Raw genomic sequence first — 15047 nt, 5'->3', positions numbered from 1 at the left:
CCCTCAGTCGTTGCCTAGTTATTTACGAGCCATCAAATTCGCGTGCTTTCAAAGAACGCTCAATTCCTGCTCGGCCTTCGAGCACAAGCCGACGCAATGCGGAGGAATGCTCGCCAGCAAGGAACTTGTCGGCCCGCTCAAGACCCTCCACGCTGATGTCCCAGGTTGGGTACAAGCCTGTGACGATTGTCTGAGCTACTTCGCCACTGCGGTTCTTCCAAATGTCAGGGATCGCGGCGAAGAACTTGTCAGCGTAGTCAGTGAGAAGGTGCGCCTGTCCGACTGGAGAGAAACCGGCAATCATGGAGCGGGCCATCGTGTGCGACGTGCTGTCATCGTTGACGACGCGGTCCCACACGTGCGCCTTCGCTGCGGGAAGCGGACGCAACGCCGCAGCCTGGGCGCCTTGTCGAGCACCTGTGGCGGTGTTGTCTCGTTCGATTTCCTCATCGATGCGGGGGGTAGCTTCCGATTCGGCATCGATCCGGCCTGCAGCGGCGAGCGCCTGGATGAGGCGCCAACGCAAATCAGTGTCCACAACAAGACCTGCAAGGTCGACAGCGTCTGGTCCGTCGTTGAGCAGAGTGCTCACCGCATCAGCGTGACGGGCCTCAAGCTTCGCAGCGCAGAGTGCGTTTACGAAAGCGAGTTGGTGATCAGATCCAGCCTCGGCGTTGCGGGCGTGCTGCAACAGCATGTCAGCGAATTCAGGCGCCCCAGTTGAGTTCGCCCAATCCGGTTCGGCGTAAGAACCAATAGCGGTGGCCGCTTGGAGAAGTAGGCGTTGCACAACACCAACCTCGGTTTCGGCGCCAATTCCGCGCGCTACAAGCGCAGCAAAGTCGCGTGCCCGCATTTCCGCATTCCGGGTCATTTCCCAGGCCGCCGACCAGGCCAAAGTGCGGGGAAGCGAGTCAGCAATGTCGCCGATACGGTCGATCAACGTCGTCAACGAACTGTCGTCAAGACGCAGCGAACAGTAGGTGAGGTCATCGTCGTTAACCAGCACTAACTCACCCTGTGGAGTTCCGACAAGGTCAGGAACGTCGGTGCTGTCGCCGGAAATGTCGAGTTCCACCCGGTTAATGCGAACAAGCTTGCCGGAACCGTCGTCGCCATAAACGCCCACAGCGAGTCGGTGTGTCCGTGTTTCTCCGGCGCCCGGTTGAGCACCGCCTTGAATAACCGAGAATGACGCAAAGTTGCCATCACTGTCGACCGTGAATTCAGGTCGCAGCGTGTTGAGGCCGGTGGTCTTTAGCCACTGATTTCCCCAGTCGGACAAATCGCGGCCCGATGCTGCCTCGAGTGCTGTCAGCAAGTCACTAAAGGTGGCGTTGCCGTATGCGTGCTCCTTGAAGTACGCACGGAGCCCGGCGAGGAAATCTTCGAGGCCAACATAGGCGACGAGCTGTTTCAGAACGCTGGCGCCTTTGGCGTAGGTGATGCCGTCAAAGTTGACGGCGACCGCCTCTTCATCGGGTATATCCGCAGCGATGGGGTGGGTCGACGGAAGCTGATCTTGACGGTAAGCCCAAGCCTTTTCAACATTGGCGAACGACGTCCACGCGTTAGTGTATTCGGTAGCTTCGGCCTGGCACAAAACTGAGGCGAAGGTGGCGAATGACTCGTTAAGCCACAGGTCATCCCACCATTCCATTGTCACGAGATCGCCAAACCACATGTGCGCCATCTCGTGAAGCACTGTTTCTGCACGACGCTCATAGAGTGATCGAGTTACGCGGCTGCGGAATACGTAGTCCTCAAGGTAGGTCACCGCACCCGCGTTTTCCATGGCGCCTGCGTTGAACTCGGGAACAAACAACTGGTCGTATTTGCCGAAGGGGTAGGGGATACCGAAATTGCGGTGGTAAAACTCAAACCCCTGCTTAGTCTCAGTAAAAAGCCGGTCGGCATCCATGTGTTCGGCAAGCGAGGCGCGGCAGAAGATCCCCAACGGGATTTCTCCATGCTCATCCCGGTAAACATCAGTCCACTGAGAATACGGACCAGCTACCAATGCGGCGATGTACGTGCTCATCCGTGGAGTCTGTGCGAATGTTCGCGTGAGCCCTGAACGACTGATCTCCGCGCCGTTGGTGATGACCGCCCAATGCGCAGGGGCCGTCACAGAGACATCAAATGTCGCTTTGATGTCTGGCTGGTCAAAGCATGCGAACACACGTTTAGCATCTGCAGTCTGGAACTGCGAAAAGAGATACACCTCGTTGTCCGTCGGGTCGACAAACCGATGAAGCCCCTCGCCAGTGTGCGAGTAAAGGAACTCTGCGTCGATGACGAGTTCGTTGTTCTGTTCCAACTCAGGGAGTGGCAACCCGTGCGCATCATCGTAGGCGGATACGTCGACAGCGTTTCCATTCAAAGTCGCATGGTGGATTGTCTTGACAATCAAATCGACAAACGTGGAGGCACCGGGCGTACCTGCGAATGTCACTGTCGTTTTTGTGCGAAACGTCTTCTCACTCGGGTTTCCGTTGCCGTCGGTGAGATCTACTTCAATCGTATAGTTGTCGACCTTGACATCAGCGGCGCGTGCGCGTGCCTGGTCGCGAGTTAAGTTCGGGGCTGCCACAAAAACTGCCTTTCCGATAATCGTTCATTGCAGGTGCCAGGGAGTGGTTACCCATGAGTGACACCCATCATGCGCTTTAAATGACAGCTCGGCAGCCCCCAATCGGCGTGTGGCGGCACATTCCGCTAACAGGAAAAAGGGACACGACATTTTCGCTTGGGGGTGAACTACGGTGAAGCGATGGACGATTTTGCGTTGGCCAATGTGTTCAATTCTACGAGCGCTGATTTCAACCGGCTCACGCCGACGGTGTGGGGACCGGCGTCGCATGCGTTGATCCACCAGCTGAGCATCAATCCCGGTGAACGGATACTCGATGTGTGTAGCGGCACGGGCGCATCGGCCTTAGCTGCGGCGATGGCAGTGGGACCAACAGGGCATGTTGATGCGGTGGATCTCGCCGGGGAACTTCTGGCCGTCGGCGCAAAGAATGCCCAACAACGTGGGCTGCACAACATAAAGTTCCATACCGCAGATATCGCTAGTTGGGATAGTACTGCGCCCCTTTATGACGCTTTGGCGTGCTCGTATGGAGTTTTTTTCCTGCCGGACATGGATGCTGCTGTCGGCGGAATGGTGAAGCGTGTGCGCAAAGGTGGCCGAGTCGGGCTGACGGTCTGGCGCAGGGGAGCGATGGAGGAATTCGCCACGGTGTTCGGTGACATAGTTCGACGCTTCGCCAACGATAACGAGCCTGCGCGCAAACCGCCGTGGGCTGACGCGATCCGACGTATTGACGAGCCTGAGTCATTGCGGAACTGGTTGGCAACGGTCGGTGTGTATGACAGTGAAGTACGTACATTGTCGAACCTCATCCCTATGACAGAGGCGTTTGCCTGGGACATGGTGCTGGGTAGCGGTATGCGGGGGGCGGTAATGGGATTTGATGCACAGACCGCAACACAGTTCAAGGGTGCATTTATCGCCGAACTTCATGCCCGCGGAGTAACCACAGTGGATGCAACCACACTTGTTGCTACGGGAGTGGTGTAGCGGATCGGAAAACTACACAAAACGCCCGTTGCCGGTGAATCGACTCACAAAATCTGGCGGTGTACTCAAATAAAGTTGTCCGACGTGCGAAGATAGAAGCTGCAGCGATGCGATCGCCACCGCGAGGGGTGCCTGCAACTTAATGTGCAGTCAACATCGGCGATGCGTCTAGTGAAGGTGCCGCGCAGGAGCGCCAGCCCACTTGGCGGACCCGCAGCTGTATTGTGGGGGCCCGGGAAAATCCGGCCTGCTCGCGGCAATCGAACGCGGTCAGGCCGGATTATCTTCACTTTCGCTTGTTGCTGGCCCCTTCTCCCATTGCGGTGCTAGATGTAAGAATGGGTATAGACGATCGCGAAGTCCCATTCCGACAAGGGGGTCATCGTGGAACGGTCGATCACCTCTTCAGTGCGCCACGCAACTGAATCAGATTCGCTGCCTCTCGCGGAAACGCTCGCAGCTTCCTTTAATGCAGACCCTGTTATGTCGTGGTGCTATCCCGATGCCGTTCGCAGGGCAGAAATACTGCCTCAGAATTTCCGCTCGATAGTCAACGAGACCTTGCCCTTCGGCGAAATTTATACCGTTGCGGATGCGGTGGGCGGGGCCGTGTGGATCCCACCAGAATCGGTACTGAACGAAGAACTCTTGGCGGAGGAGATCGGCCGAATCTCGGGCGAATTCGCCGAGCGTGTTTTCACGCTGCTAGCACTGATGGATGCCCACCACCCACACGAACCACACCAGTACTTGTGGCTCCTCGGAACTCGCCCGGAGTGGCAATCCCGCGGGATTGGTTCAGCTTTGATGCAACCCATGCTCGACAGGTGCGACCAAGATGGCATGCCCGCTTACCTCGAAGCGACGAGTGAGCGTAATCGCGACCTGTACGCCCGTCATGGTTTCGCGTTAACAAAAACGATCTCGCCCCCGGACGGTCCGCCGCTGTGGTGCATGTGGCGCGCTCCGAAGCGACAGTAGGTTCTCTGTCTCGCGGCAAAGTAACTGTGCCCAATTGGGTTTACCGAGTGAGAGGCCATCGTTGCCCCGCTGCGTAACCCAGTTCGGATGTGTACTTTAGAGCTTCGGAAAGGCAGCGAATACAGCAGTACCAATCGGAGGAGTCTTGTGTAGATGCGGGGGGAACGGGAGTTGAACCGTGCATCATGGCGTCGCGTAGTTCGCCTCATAGGACTTGTGATCATCGTGGTTATTGCTGCCATGCTTATTCCCGCAGCGAGCGCCCCGCGTACGAGCGAGCATTATGTTGCACTGGGGGACTCGCGGGCTGCAGGTCCATCAACTCTCCGGTTCCTCAACGACAGCTGTGGGCGCACCGCGGCCTCCTACCCGAGGCTCATTTCGGAGTGGTTGCAACCAGAGTTCTTCCTCTTCGCAGCGTGCAGTGGCGCAAAAGTTGAGAACATCATCGACACCCCACAGGAAACCCGCAGCGGTGGCGGGCGCCCGCTGCAGATTGATTCGGTGACGTCGGAAACGACGCTGATCACCATCAGCATCGGTGGAAACGACGTTCGGTGGTACGACATCGCTCGGCGGTGTTTCACCCGGGAAGAAGGCGACGACCGCGAATGTCGGAACGACCCTGAGACCAGGTTGGCTGCAATGGAATCGTTGCGACCACTCCGCCCTCGGCTAGACCGGTTGCTGGGGGAGTTGCGCGCCAGGGCACCCCAAGCGCTCATCTTTCTCGCCAGCCACGGCGGCACAGTGGGTGACGGGGGATGCTGGCCAGAAGTGCCCGCCAGTGATGAGGATGCGGCGTTTATTGCGCAATACCAGGACGATATGAATGACATCATCCGCGCAGCTGCCCGCTATGCGGGAGTCAACTATGTTGACCTTGCAGCCCACAGCGTGGGGCACGACGCATGCCAACCACGGCACCGCAAGTGGTACGAAGGCAATGTCACTACGTCCACATCGCTGAGCATGCACCCCAACAACAATGGAAACGCAGCTTTCGCGGAGATTTTCAAAGAAGAAATCAAGAAGGAGTTCCGACGGCGAGTGCGCTAGCGGATCCGCGAGTGGGGATCGTCAACGAGTGCCAGGCAGCGATCGCTGGAATGATCTTGGGTGCCGACGTGTTGACATAAGCGTCCTATCAGCAACCCTGAGGAACATTCTGTGACTGTGCAACGTGATCGTGTTGATTTCTGGTTCGACCCTGCTTGCCCGTGGTGTTGGGTAACATCTCGATGGATTCTTGAAGCTGCGGAAGTGCGTGATATCGACGTGAACTTCCACGTCATGAGCCTGTATTTGCTGAATGAAGACAAAGATCTTCCCCAGGAATACCGGGACAAAATCAGTTCCACCCTTGGCCCTGTGCGGGTTTTGATAGCAGCGGCGCAACAACACGGTGACGGCGTACTGGCACCGCTTTATTCCGCGATGGGTGTCCGAATCCACAACAAACAGATGCGGGACCGCACACAAGTTATCGCAGAGTCTTTGACTGAGGTGGGTCTCGATGCGTCACTCGCGGAAGCTGCAACGTCGGAGGCATACGACAAGGCGTTGCGTGAAAGCCACCACGCAGGGATGGATAAAGTCGGGGACGACGTAGGTACACCCACAATTCACGTGAACGACACCGCGTTCTTCGGACCTGTCCTGTCCCGAATCCCACGAGGCGAAACCGCTGGAAAAATATGGGACGGCACAGTGGCGCTTGCCTCGTACCCGCACTTTTTTGAGCTCAAACGGAGCCGAAGCGAAGGCCCTACCTTCGATTAGAGACGAGGCAGTGCGTGACATTGACAGCAAACCTGACAGAATCGCTGTTATGCGCGTTTACCTTGGTGCCGACCATGCCGGCTTCGAACTCAAAAACGAAATCAAAAACCACCTCACCTCGCTGGGGCACGAAGTAGCTGATTGTGGGGCGTTTGAATACGATGCCCTCGACGATTACCCAGCTTTCTGCATTGATGCCGCCCGCAAAGTGGTTGCAGACCCAGGCAGCCTGGGCATTGTGCTCGGCGGCTCGGGCAACGGTGAGCAAATCGCGGCGAACAAAGTCCCAGGGGCGCGCTGCGCACTCGCGTGGAGTGTTGAAACAGCTCAGCTGGCGCGGCAACACAACAACGCGCAACTTATCGGCCTCGGCGGACGCATGCACAGCAAGGAAGAAGCATTCGCCATCGTCGAAGCATTCCTCGGCACTGAGTGGTCAAACGAAGACCGGCACCAAAGGCGAATCGACATTCTCGCTGACTATGAAAAGTCCGGTGTCGCACCTGTCGTCCCCGGCGCGTGACAACAACACTGTCTGTAGTGGCCCCTCACGGCGATGCCTGAGGGGCACACCCTTCACCGTCTAGCCCGCCAACATCGATTGGCCTTCGGCGGGAGCCCCGTCACGGTCAGTAGTCCTCAGGGGCGCTTCACCGGAGGGGCGGAACTCGTCTCAGATCGCAAGTTCCTGACCGCTGAAGCATGGGGCAAACATCTGCTGCATCACTACGAAGGTGGCAGGTCAGTTCACATCCACCTTGGTCTCTATGGCGCATTCTCCTTAGAACCGGCACCACTTGAACCGCCTGTGGGGCAGGTAAGAATGCGGATATCGAACGCCGAATGGGGCGCAGATCTGCGGGGGCCAACGCGTTGTGAGGTCGTCGGGGCGGCTGAAGTGGAAGCGTTATTCGCACGGTTAGGCCCAGACCCGCTTCGGGCGGACGCCGATCCCGAGGTCGCTTGGCAGAGGGTGGCCCGTTCCAAGGCGTCGATTGCCGTGTTGTTGATGGATCAAAAGGTGCTTGCCGGGGTCGGAAATGTCTATCGAGCAGAAATCTTGTTCCGACAACGGATTGCACCGGATCGCCCAGGCTGTTCGCTGCTGCGCAGTGAATGGGATGCGTTGTGGCGCGACATTTGCGCACTCCTGCCCGTCGGGGTGGAACAAGGTCGCATGATCACAGTCCGCGATGAACACGATCACGGCGCGGGAGCGTATGAGCCGGGGCGTCCGAGGACATATGTCTACCGCCGAACAGGTGAGCCCTGCAGAATTTGCGGAACTCAGATCATGCAAAACACGGTCCAGGGTCGGAAGTTGTACTGGTGTCCGACCTGCCAGTGCTGACTTTTGCCGTCTGGAACTCAAATTCGGCCCAAGAGGTACGCACCAGAACGGCGTTTTCGAAAAACATGCGGGCGAAACTAGCGGCCTGACAGCCAATTTTCGGCCGATTTCGGCGCCATAAACGCCACTCCTGCTGTGTTCTATCTCACATTTTAGAGAGCTGTTGGGGTGAAGAATCGTGCCCACGCGGGCCTGGGGCGCCTACCGATGACGGCCGAATGCAGTCGAAGACAACGAAGAGATGCGAGCAATTTTGTAGCCAAGACTCGCTCGGGGAATGTGATGGTCGGTATACAAAACCGCGAGTTTCAGCAGGAAAACGCCTAAATGGGCCAATAAAAATAGGGCCGTAACTGTGCTGCAAGCAGCGAAAACAGTTACGGCCCTCGGAGAGCGGGTGACGGGAATCGAACCCGCACCATCAGCTTGGAAGGCTGAGGTTCTACCATTGAACTACACCCGCAAACACGAACTAACGTGTGCGATGAGTGACTGTACCGAACCTGCTTTGGAAACGGCAAGCCGACCACGTAGCATTGTCCCGGCAGCCACGGCGAGATGATTCAATGTAGTCTCTCGTGTTGAAGCAAACGGGGTGTAGCGCAGCTTGGTAGCGCATCCGCTTTGGGAGCGGAGGGTCGCAGGTTCAAATCCTGTCACCCCGACTGTGTGGCCCCCAGGTCGTCGAGAGGCGATCTGGGGACATGGTCACTATTCGCTTGTGTAGTGCCATCCAGAATGAGCCATCCAAAGTACGAGTCGAAAATTCAGTCAGGAGCATGTCCGTGAAAAGCACCGTCGAGCAGCTGAGCGCGACGCGAGTACGTATCAGTGTCGAGGTGCCGTTCGAGGAGTTGAAACCGGACTTTGATCGCGCCTACAAGGCGTTGGCTCAGCAGATCCGTGTTCCAGGCTTCCGTCAAGGCAAAGTACCTCCCCGCATTATCGACGCACGCGTCGGACGTGGAGCTGTTCTAGAGCAGGTCATCAACGACTCTGTTCCAGGCCGCTACTCCGAAGCTGTTTCGACAACGGACATCAAGGCGATCGGTCAACCCGAGATTGAAGTAACGGGCATCGAGGACGATCACTACGCGTTTACCGCAGAGGTTGATGTGCGGCCGGAAGTTGAACTTCCCGCATACGACACTGTTGAGGTTTCCGTCGAGGTCGCTGAAGCCGCTGACGAAGACGTCGAGGACCAACTCGACGAACTCCGCAAGAGGTTCGGCACCCTTACGCCTGTCGATCGCACCGTCGAGAACGGTGACTTCGTCACGCTAGACCTGTCAGCAACTGTTGATGGCAAGCCCGTCGACGATGCGACAGCTGAAGGCTTGTCACACGAGGTTGGCTCAGGCGAGCTCATCGAGGGTCTCGACGAGGCAATCGTTGGCGTCGCGGCTGATGAGACTGCAGAATTCACCACCAAACTTCTCGCCGGAGAATTTGCTGGCGAAGATGCCACCGTCGCTGTCACAGTTCGCTCTGTGAAGGTCCGCGAACTTCCCGAGGTTGACGACGACTTCGCCGCCATGGCGAGCGAGTTCGACACAGTTGAGGAACTCCGTGCAGACCTTCGCGAGAAGGCCGAGCAGACGAAGAAGATCCAGGTCACAAACTCAATTCGTGACAAGGTTTTGCAGACTCTTCTCGACACGGTAGACCTGCCAGCTCCGGAGAACGTGGTTAACCAGCAGGTTGCAGAACAGCTCAACAGTGCGCTGCAGTCGTTGGACAACGATGAAGAAACTCTGAACCGTCTGCTCCAAGCGCAAGGCAAGACACGCGAAGAGTTCGACAAGGATTCCCGCGAAGCAGCTGAAAAGGCAGTTCGTGCGCAACTGCTTCTGGACGCGATTGCCGACGCAGACGAAATCACTGTGGGTCAGCAAGAGCTCTTCGAGCGGATTTTCGCTGAAGCGCAGCGTTACGGCATGGAGCCACAGCAATTCATTCAGGAGATCCAGCAGCAGCCAAATGGTCTTGCCACCATCTTTGCTGATGCGCGCCGCACTAAGGCGCTCCTTGAGGTTATCCGCGCCGTGAACGTCAAAGATCAGAACGGCAACGCTATTGATGTAACCGAGTACTTCGGTGCACCAGTAGAGGATGACGAACTACCCAGTGATGAGTCGGAGTCTGACGAAGATTCCACTGATGAAGCTGAGGTTGCAGAGACAGAAACAGATGGTTCAAGCGACAAGTAACACAATTTCTTGACGCTTACAGCGAACTAGGGCGGTGCCGGGATACTGGCGCCGCCCTAGTTCGTTAGTGTCGGTGTCAGTAAGTTTTTCAACGGGGAAACCCTGAAGCGAAGTCACACGGCGGGCAAGCCTCACCAGCCCACCGAATTGCGGCGAAGTTCAGGGTCCCCGGTACAACATTCAGGTATCCGGAAGGCAGGCCCCAGTGACCGTGCACACTCCCGCGCTCAAACCAGTGATGCGTTCAGGCACATACGGCATGAACCTCAGCGACTCGGTGTACGAGCGACTGCTGCAGGAACGAATCATCTTTCTGGGAACCCAGGTTGACGATGAGATCGCAAACAAATTGTGCGCGCAGATCCTGTTGCTTTCCGCTGAGGACCCGACCCGCGACATTTCTCTTTACATCAACTCGCCTGGCGGCTCAGTTTCAGCGGGAATGGCCATTTTCGACACAATGCAGTTCGCCGAATGCGACGTAGCAACGTACGCGATGGGACTTGCCGCATCGATGGGGCAGTTCCTTCTGTCGGCAGGCGCTAAAGGCAAGCGTTATGCACTACCGCACGCCCGCATCATGATGCACCAGCCATCAGCGGGAATCGGTGGCACTGCAGCAGATATTGCAATCCAAGCTGAACAATTCGCGCTCACCAAGCGTGAAATGGCTGAGCTGATCGCGCTTCACACTGGTCAGTCAGTTGAGCAGATCACTGCAGATTCCGACCGCGACCGCTGGTTCACCGCCGCTCAGGCGAAAGACTACGGTTTCGTCGATCATGTCATCAGTCGCGCAGGGCAATCTGGTGGCGTAGGACGTTAACTCCTGAGGACGTTAACTCGTCTGAAGGCAAGTTCCTTTGGACGCTGTCCAGTTTCGGCGCTGAGTTTTAATCCCAGCGCAGCCCCACCGCCCAGCCATAAGCCCAAGAATAATCTGTGGAGAAGCCATGACTGTCAACCCCAACAAGTTGCCCCAGAACATGGGGCCCCAGGCGCGATACATCCTTCCGTCGTTTGTGGAGCACTCAAGCTACGGTGTGAAGGAATCGAACCCGTACAACAAGCTCTTCGAAGAGCGGATCATCTTCCTAGGCGTGCAAGTTGATGACGCATCAGCGAACGATGTTATGGCCCAGCTGCTAGTGCTGGAGTCCCAGGACCCGGACCGTGACATCACGATGTACATCAACTCGCCTGGTGGGTCCTTTACCGCGTTGATGGCGATCTACGACACGATGCAGTACGTGCGTGCCGACATCACCACGGTTTGCCTCGGCCAGGCAGCTTCCGCTGCCGCGATCCTGCTAGCCGCTGGTTCGCCAGGTAAGCGGATGGCCTTGCCGAACGCCCGCATCTTGATTCACCAGCCGTCAACAGGTGGCATCCAAGGCCAGGTTTCTGACCTAGAGATCCAGGCTAGGGAAATTGAGCGGATGCGTCAGCAAATGGAAACCACGCTGGCGCGCCACACAGGAAAGGACCCGGAGCAGATCCGTAAGGACAGCGACCGCGACCTCATTCTGACTGCTGAAGAGGCGAAGGCATACGGCCTCATCGACAACGTGCTCGAGTACCGCAAGCTGTCTTTGAACAACAAGTGACAAATTCAACACATCGGTGAGTCGTCCTAGCGGTATGCTGGGACGACACGCCGGAATTCGGCAGATACCGAGCAAATTGGTATCGAACAGTGACGCTAGGTTTCTAACTTCGGTGGAATTAGCGGCGCTGAAATATCGGAGCTGCGGCTCATCAGGTGCGCAAGCACTTGCTGCTGGCGGGGAATGTCCTAGACCTACAGCGTCGAACGCGAGTACCGTCAGATGGATGCTAGTCAACTCCGCCGAGCCAGCATCTGCTAGAGCGTGGTGGCATAACGGCGAGATTGGGAATTAGGGAGCACAGATATGGCGCGCATCGGCGACGGGGGCGATCTTCTCAAGTGCTCTTTCTGCGGAAAGAGCCAAAAGCAGGTCAAAAAGCTCATCGCAGGGCCGGGTGTGTACATATGCGACGAGTGCATTGATCTGTGCAACGAAATTATCGAGGAAGAACTCGCGGAGACCAACGAGGTCAAGCTCGATGAACTTCCCAAGCCAGCAGAGATTCATGAATTCCTCGACCAATATGTCATTGGCCAGGGCAAGGCTAAAAGAAATCTCGCTGTAGCTGTCTACAACCATTACAAGCGCGTGCAGGCTGGTGAGAAGGCCCGCGATTCGCGCCATGAGCACGTGGATCTTCAAAAATCCAACATTCTCATGCTCGGTCCAACAGGTTGCGGTAAGACTTACCTAGCTCAGACGCTTGCGAAAATGCTGAATGTTCCCTTCGCGATTGCGGATGCGACAGCGCTAACAGAGGCAGGGTATGTGGGCGAGGATGTCGAGAACATTCTCCTCAAGCTTATTCAGGCAGCGGACTACGATGTCAAACGCGCTGAAACGGGCATCATTTACATCGACGAAGTCGACAAGATCGCGCGGAAGAGTGAGAACCCTTCCATTACGCGTGATGTCTCGGGTGAAGGTGTGCAGCAAGCCCTCCTCAAGATTCTTGAGGGCACCCAGGCGAGCGTCCCACCGCAGGGCGGTCGTAAGCACCCCCACCAAGAGTTCATCCAGATCGACACAAGCAATGTGTTGTTCATCGTCGCGGGCGCATTCTCCGGTCTTGAAAAGATTGTTTCCGACCGGGTTGGAAAACGCGGCATCGGTTTCGGATCAGAAGTGCGGTCAAAGGCAGAAATTGACACCGCGGATTACTTCGCCGATGTCATGCCTGAAGACCTCATCAAATTCGGACTCATCCCTGAATTCATCGGTCGACTACCCGTGGTTGCTTCTGTCACCAACCTCGACAAGGCATCGCTTGTTGAAATCCTTTCCCAGCCAAAGAACGCCCTCGTGAAGCAGTACACGAGATTGTTCGAAATGGATGGTGTTGAGTTGGAGTTCACCGAGGATGCGTTGGATGCTGTGGCAGACCAGGCAATCATCCGGGGGACCGGTGCACGTGGATTGCGCGCAATCATGGAGGAAACTCTACTGCCCGTCATGTATGACATTCCAAGTCGTGATGACGTCGCAAAGGTAGTGATCACCGGGGCGACAGTGCGAGATAATGTCAACCCGACGATCGTCCCACGTCGGGCGGAAGACCCCGAACGACGCGACAAATCGGCATAGGCGTGGCGCTCGACAACACCGCCAACGGCACGATCGTCGTGCTCAACGGCCCGAACTTGAACCTGCTCGGGAAGCGTCAACCGCAAATCTACGGTCATGACACACTCGAAGACCTCGAGCAGCAATGCGCAGAGACCGCAAGCGTGCACGGCTTTGACATGGACTTCCGGCAAAGCAATCACGAGGGTGTGCTGATTGATGCCATCCACGCCGTACGTGAATCCTGCTCTGGTCTCATCATTAACCCAGGCGGCTTCACGCACACCTCTGTTGCATTGCGCGATGCACTTGTCACCGTGGAAGCACCAGTCCTCGAAGTGCACATCAGTAACGTGCACGCGCGAGAAGAGTTCCGACACCACTCCTACATCTCCGGAATCGCAACGGGTGTTATCTGTGGCCTAGGAACTAACGGCTACCTCGCTGCAATCGAATACCTCGCCCGCGTGACGCGCACTGCATAGCCTGTGACCCCTGTACGGTTGGCCGGTGTCATCCTCGCTGGCGGTAAATCTCGGCGGATGGGGCAAGACAAAGCAACGCTTCCGTGGCGCGGCTCCACCATGCTCGAACACAGCGTCACGATGCTGAAATCGGCGTGCCCCCGGGTATACGTCGTTACGGCAGATGGTCGCGCAGTGCCGGAAACAGGCGCGACGATCGTGTCTGACACGCTGTCAGACTACGGACCGCTACACGGGCTCGCGAGGGGCTTGCGCGCAGCGTATGACGACGGTGCACATGACGGCGGTGCACATGACGGCGGTGCACAGTGGGCTTTCGTCTGTGCAGTCGACATGCCTTTCCTGGAACCCAGCCTTATCGACGCGCTGGTCACCGCAATCGAACCAAGCATCGACATTGTGGCTGCGCATGATGGCACGTTCCCTCAGCCGCTCGCGGCAATCTACAAGCTCACACTCGCAGAATCTGCGGAGAACGCAGTCAGCTCAGGAATGCGAAGCCTCAACAATTTCGTCACTCAGCACCAACACAAGTACGTAATGGTGCCAGGAGCCGAATCACAGCTGCGCAACCTCAACACCCCGGATGACTACCGCGACGCTCGTTCGTAATCCCCTTGAAAGTGAGTGGGACTACGGCGCTCCACAATGATCGTGTCGCGCCACACACCATGCAGGCGTGCGACTTTTTCGCGAACACCCACGGTCCGGAACCCGGCGGACCGATGCAGCGCCAAACTAGCCGTGTTGTCCGGAAAAATCGAAGATTGCAGCGTCCACAAGCCCGCGGCGTCAGCGTGCTCGATGAGGTGCTTCAGCAGTACCTTGCCCACTCCGCGGCCGAGGGCTTCACGCCCCACATACACGGACACTTCGACAACCCCAGAAAAAAAGTCGCGAACTGACGTTGGACTGACAGAGGCCCAACCGCACACTTGTCCGCCTATTTGCGCCACCCATCGATGCTCGGGATGCCACCGGTGATCGAAAACTGACGCCTCCGGTACTGCTGTGTCGAACGTGGCGTTGCCAGCCTCGATTCCTTCACCGTAGATGCGCAGTACAGCGTCCCAATCGTCTGCGGTGAGCTTGCGGACCACAATAGAGGGGTTGACAGTGGTGAGTGACGCAGTCGGTATCGCAGAGAGCCCCAAGAGGATATCCACGATGAGCTGAGTTGAGGGCAAAGCTTCGGTGCGCACGGTGAGGATTTCATCGCGAACGCCGATGAGCCCCGACACGGCGAGCGCCTGGATGTCCTCGTCGGTGGCGCCGTTCGATATCGCTTGGCGGTGGGAAATACCACTGCTAGATAGGGAAATCGTGTGCAGCAACTCGACCCGTTCAGGTGTTGCGAGTGCTGCGAACGCGGAAGCGAACTCTGCCGAAGCTGGAGTTGATCTCGCATTCTGCTCAGGGGAGAAACCAGTGCTCACGGCGCTACTGTACGTCGATTGGCGGGTAGTCGGGGCGGCGAGC

The 15047-nt window shown here is 57.2% G+C and carries 14 protein-coding genes and 2 tRNA genes; 13 read left to right on the top strand and 3 right to left on the bottom strand.

Going from position 1 to position 15047, the window contains the following annotated elements; genetic code table 11:
* Positions 1–22: 22 nt before the first annotated feature.
* Complete coding sequence (gene pepN, locus IEW73_RS13210; protein ID WP_188675950.1) at positions 23–2593, bottom strand: aminopeptidase N; 2571 nt, start codon at positions 2591–2593, stop codon at positions 23–25.
* 180 nt (positions 2594–2773) lie between these two features.
* On the opposite strand from pepN, the gene IEW73_RS13205 reads away from it, so the two are divergent.
* The 6 genes from IEW73_RS13205 (at position 2774) to IEW73_RS13180 (ending at position 7700) form a co-directional block, all read left to right on the top strand.
* Complete coding sequence (locus IEW73_RS13205) at positions 2774–3586, top strand: class I SAM-dependent methyltransferase (RefSeq protein WP_188675947.1); 813 nt, start codon at positions 2774–2776, stop codon at positions 3584–3586.
* Between the two features lie 384 nt (positions 3587–3970).
* A complete protein-coding gene (locus IEW73_RS13200) occupies positions 3971–4567 on the top strand; it encodes a GNAT family N-acetyltransferase (RefSeq protein ID WP_206050463.1) in 597 nt (198 codons plus the stop codon).
* A gap of 153 nt (positions 4568–4720) precedes the next feature.
* A complete protein-coding gene (locus tag IEW73_RS13195) occupies positions 4721–5626 on the top strand; it encodes an SGNH/GDSL hydrolase family protein (RefSeq protein WP_188675943.1) in 906 nt (301 codons plus the stop codon).
* A 111-nt stretch (positions 5627–5737) separates the two neighbouring features.
* Positions 5738–6349 carry a mycothiol-dependent nitroreductase Rv2466c family protein gene (locus IEW73_RS13190; protein ID WP_188675941.1) on the top strand — a complete coding sequence of 204 codons (612 nt, stop codon included), beginning with the start codon at positions 5738–5740 and terminating at the stop codon, positions 6347–6349.
* Positions 6350–6398: 49 nt separating this feature from the next.
* The gene (locus IEW73_RS13185; protein ID WP_188676935.1) at positions 6399–6872 is read left to right on the top strand and encodes a ribose-5-phosphate isomerase; all 474 of its coding nucleotides are present in this window, start codon (positions 6399–6401) and stop codon (positions 6870–6872) included.
* Between the two features lie 33 nt (positions 6873–6905).
* Complete coding sequence (locus IEW73_RS13180) at positions 6906–7700, top strand: Fpg/Nei family DNA glycosylase (RefSeq protein ID WP_188675931.1); 795 nt, start codon at positions 6906–6908, stop codon at positions 7698–7700.
* A 392-nt stretch (positions 7701–8092) separates the two neighbouring features.
* Here the strand turns inward: IEW73_RS13180 and IEW73_RS13175 are convergent.
* Positions 8093–8163, bottom strand: a tRNA-Gly gene (locus IEW73_RS13175).
* A 128-nt stretch (positions 8164–8291) separates the two neighbouring features.
* Between IEW73_RS13175 and IEW73_RS13170 the strand changes: the two genes are divergently transcribed.
* The 7 genes from IEW73_RS13170 to mobA all read left to right on the top strand — a co-directional run bounded on the left by IEW73_RS13170 (position 8292) and on the right by mobA (position 14180).
* A tRNA-Pro gene (locus tag IEW73_RS13170) sits at positions 8292–8365 on the top strand.
* 120 nt (positions 8366–8485) lie between these two features.
* The gene (gene tig / locus IEW73_RS13165; protein WP_188675928.1) at positions 8486–9910 is read left to right on the top strand and encodes a trigger factor; all 1425 of its coding nucleotides are present in this window, start codon (positions 8486–8488) and stop codon (positions 9908–9910) included.
* A 238-nt stretch (positions 9911–10148) separates the two neighbouring features.
* Positions 10149–10736 (top strand): ATP-dependent Clp protease proteolytic subunit, encoded by a 588-nt coding sequence (locus IEW73_RS13160; protein ID WP_188676933.1) that lies wholly within the window; start codon positions 10149–10151, stop codon positions 10734–10736.
* A 127-nt stretch (positions 10737–10863) separates the two neighbouring features.
* Positions 10864–11517, top strand: coding sequence for an ATP-dependent Clp protease proteolytic subunit (locus tag IEW73_RS13155; protein ID WP_229676004.1), 654 nt, complete (start codon positions 10864–10866; stop codon positions 11515–11517).
* 306 nt (positions 11518–11823) lie between these two features.
* Positions 11824–13104, top strand: a complete 1281-nt coding sequence (gene clpX, locus IEW73_RS13150; RefSeq protein ID WP_188675925.1) for an ATP-dependent Clp protease ATP-binding subunit ClpX — start codon at positions 11824–11826, stop codon at positions 13102–13104.
* 2 nt (positions 13105–13106) lie between these two features.
* Positions 13107–13568, top strand: a complete 462-nt coding sequence (gene aroQ / locus IEW73_RS13145; protein WP_188675922.1) for a type II 3-dehydroquinate dehydratase — start codon at positions 13107–13109, stop codon at positions 13566–13568.
* A 3-nt stretch (positions 13569–13571) separates the two neighbouring features.
* Entirely contained in the window at positions 13572–14180 is a 609-nt protein-coding gene (mobA, locus tag IEW73_RS13140; protein ID WP_188675919.1) for a molybdenum cofactor guanylyltransferase, read from the top strand.
* Here mobA and IEW73_RS13135 read toward each other — a convergent pair.
* A complete protein-coding gene (locus IEW73_RS13135; protein WP_188675916.1) occupies positions 14159–15004 on the bottom strand; it encodes a GNAT family N-acetyltransferase in 846 nt (281 codons plus the stop codon). The genes mobA and IEW73_RS13135 overlap by 22 nt on opposite strands.
* Positions 15005–15047 lie beyond the last annotated feature (43 nt).

The organism is Hoyosella rhizosphaerae, from assembly GCF_014643175.1.
GTDB lineage: Bacteria > Actinomycetota > Actinomycetes > Mycobacteriales > Mycobacteriaceae > Lolliginicoccus > Lolliginicoccus rhizosphaerae.
Note: the sequence above shows the minus strand (reverse complement) of the source record. Positions and strands in the feature narration are given on the sequence as shown.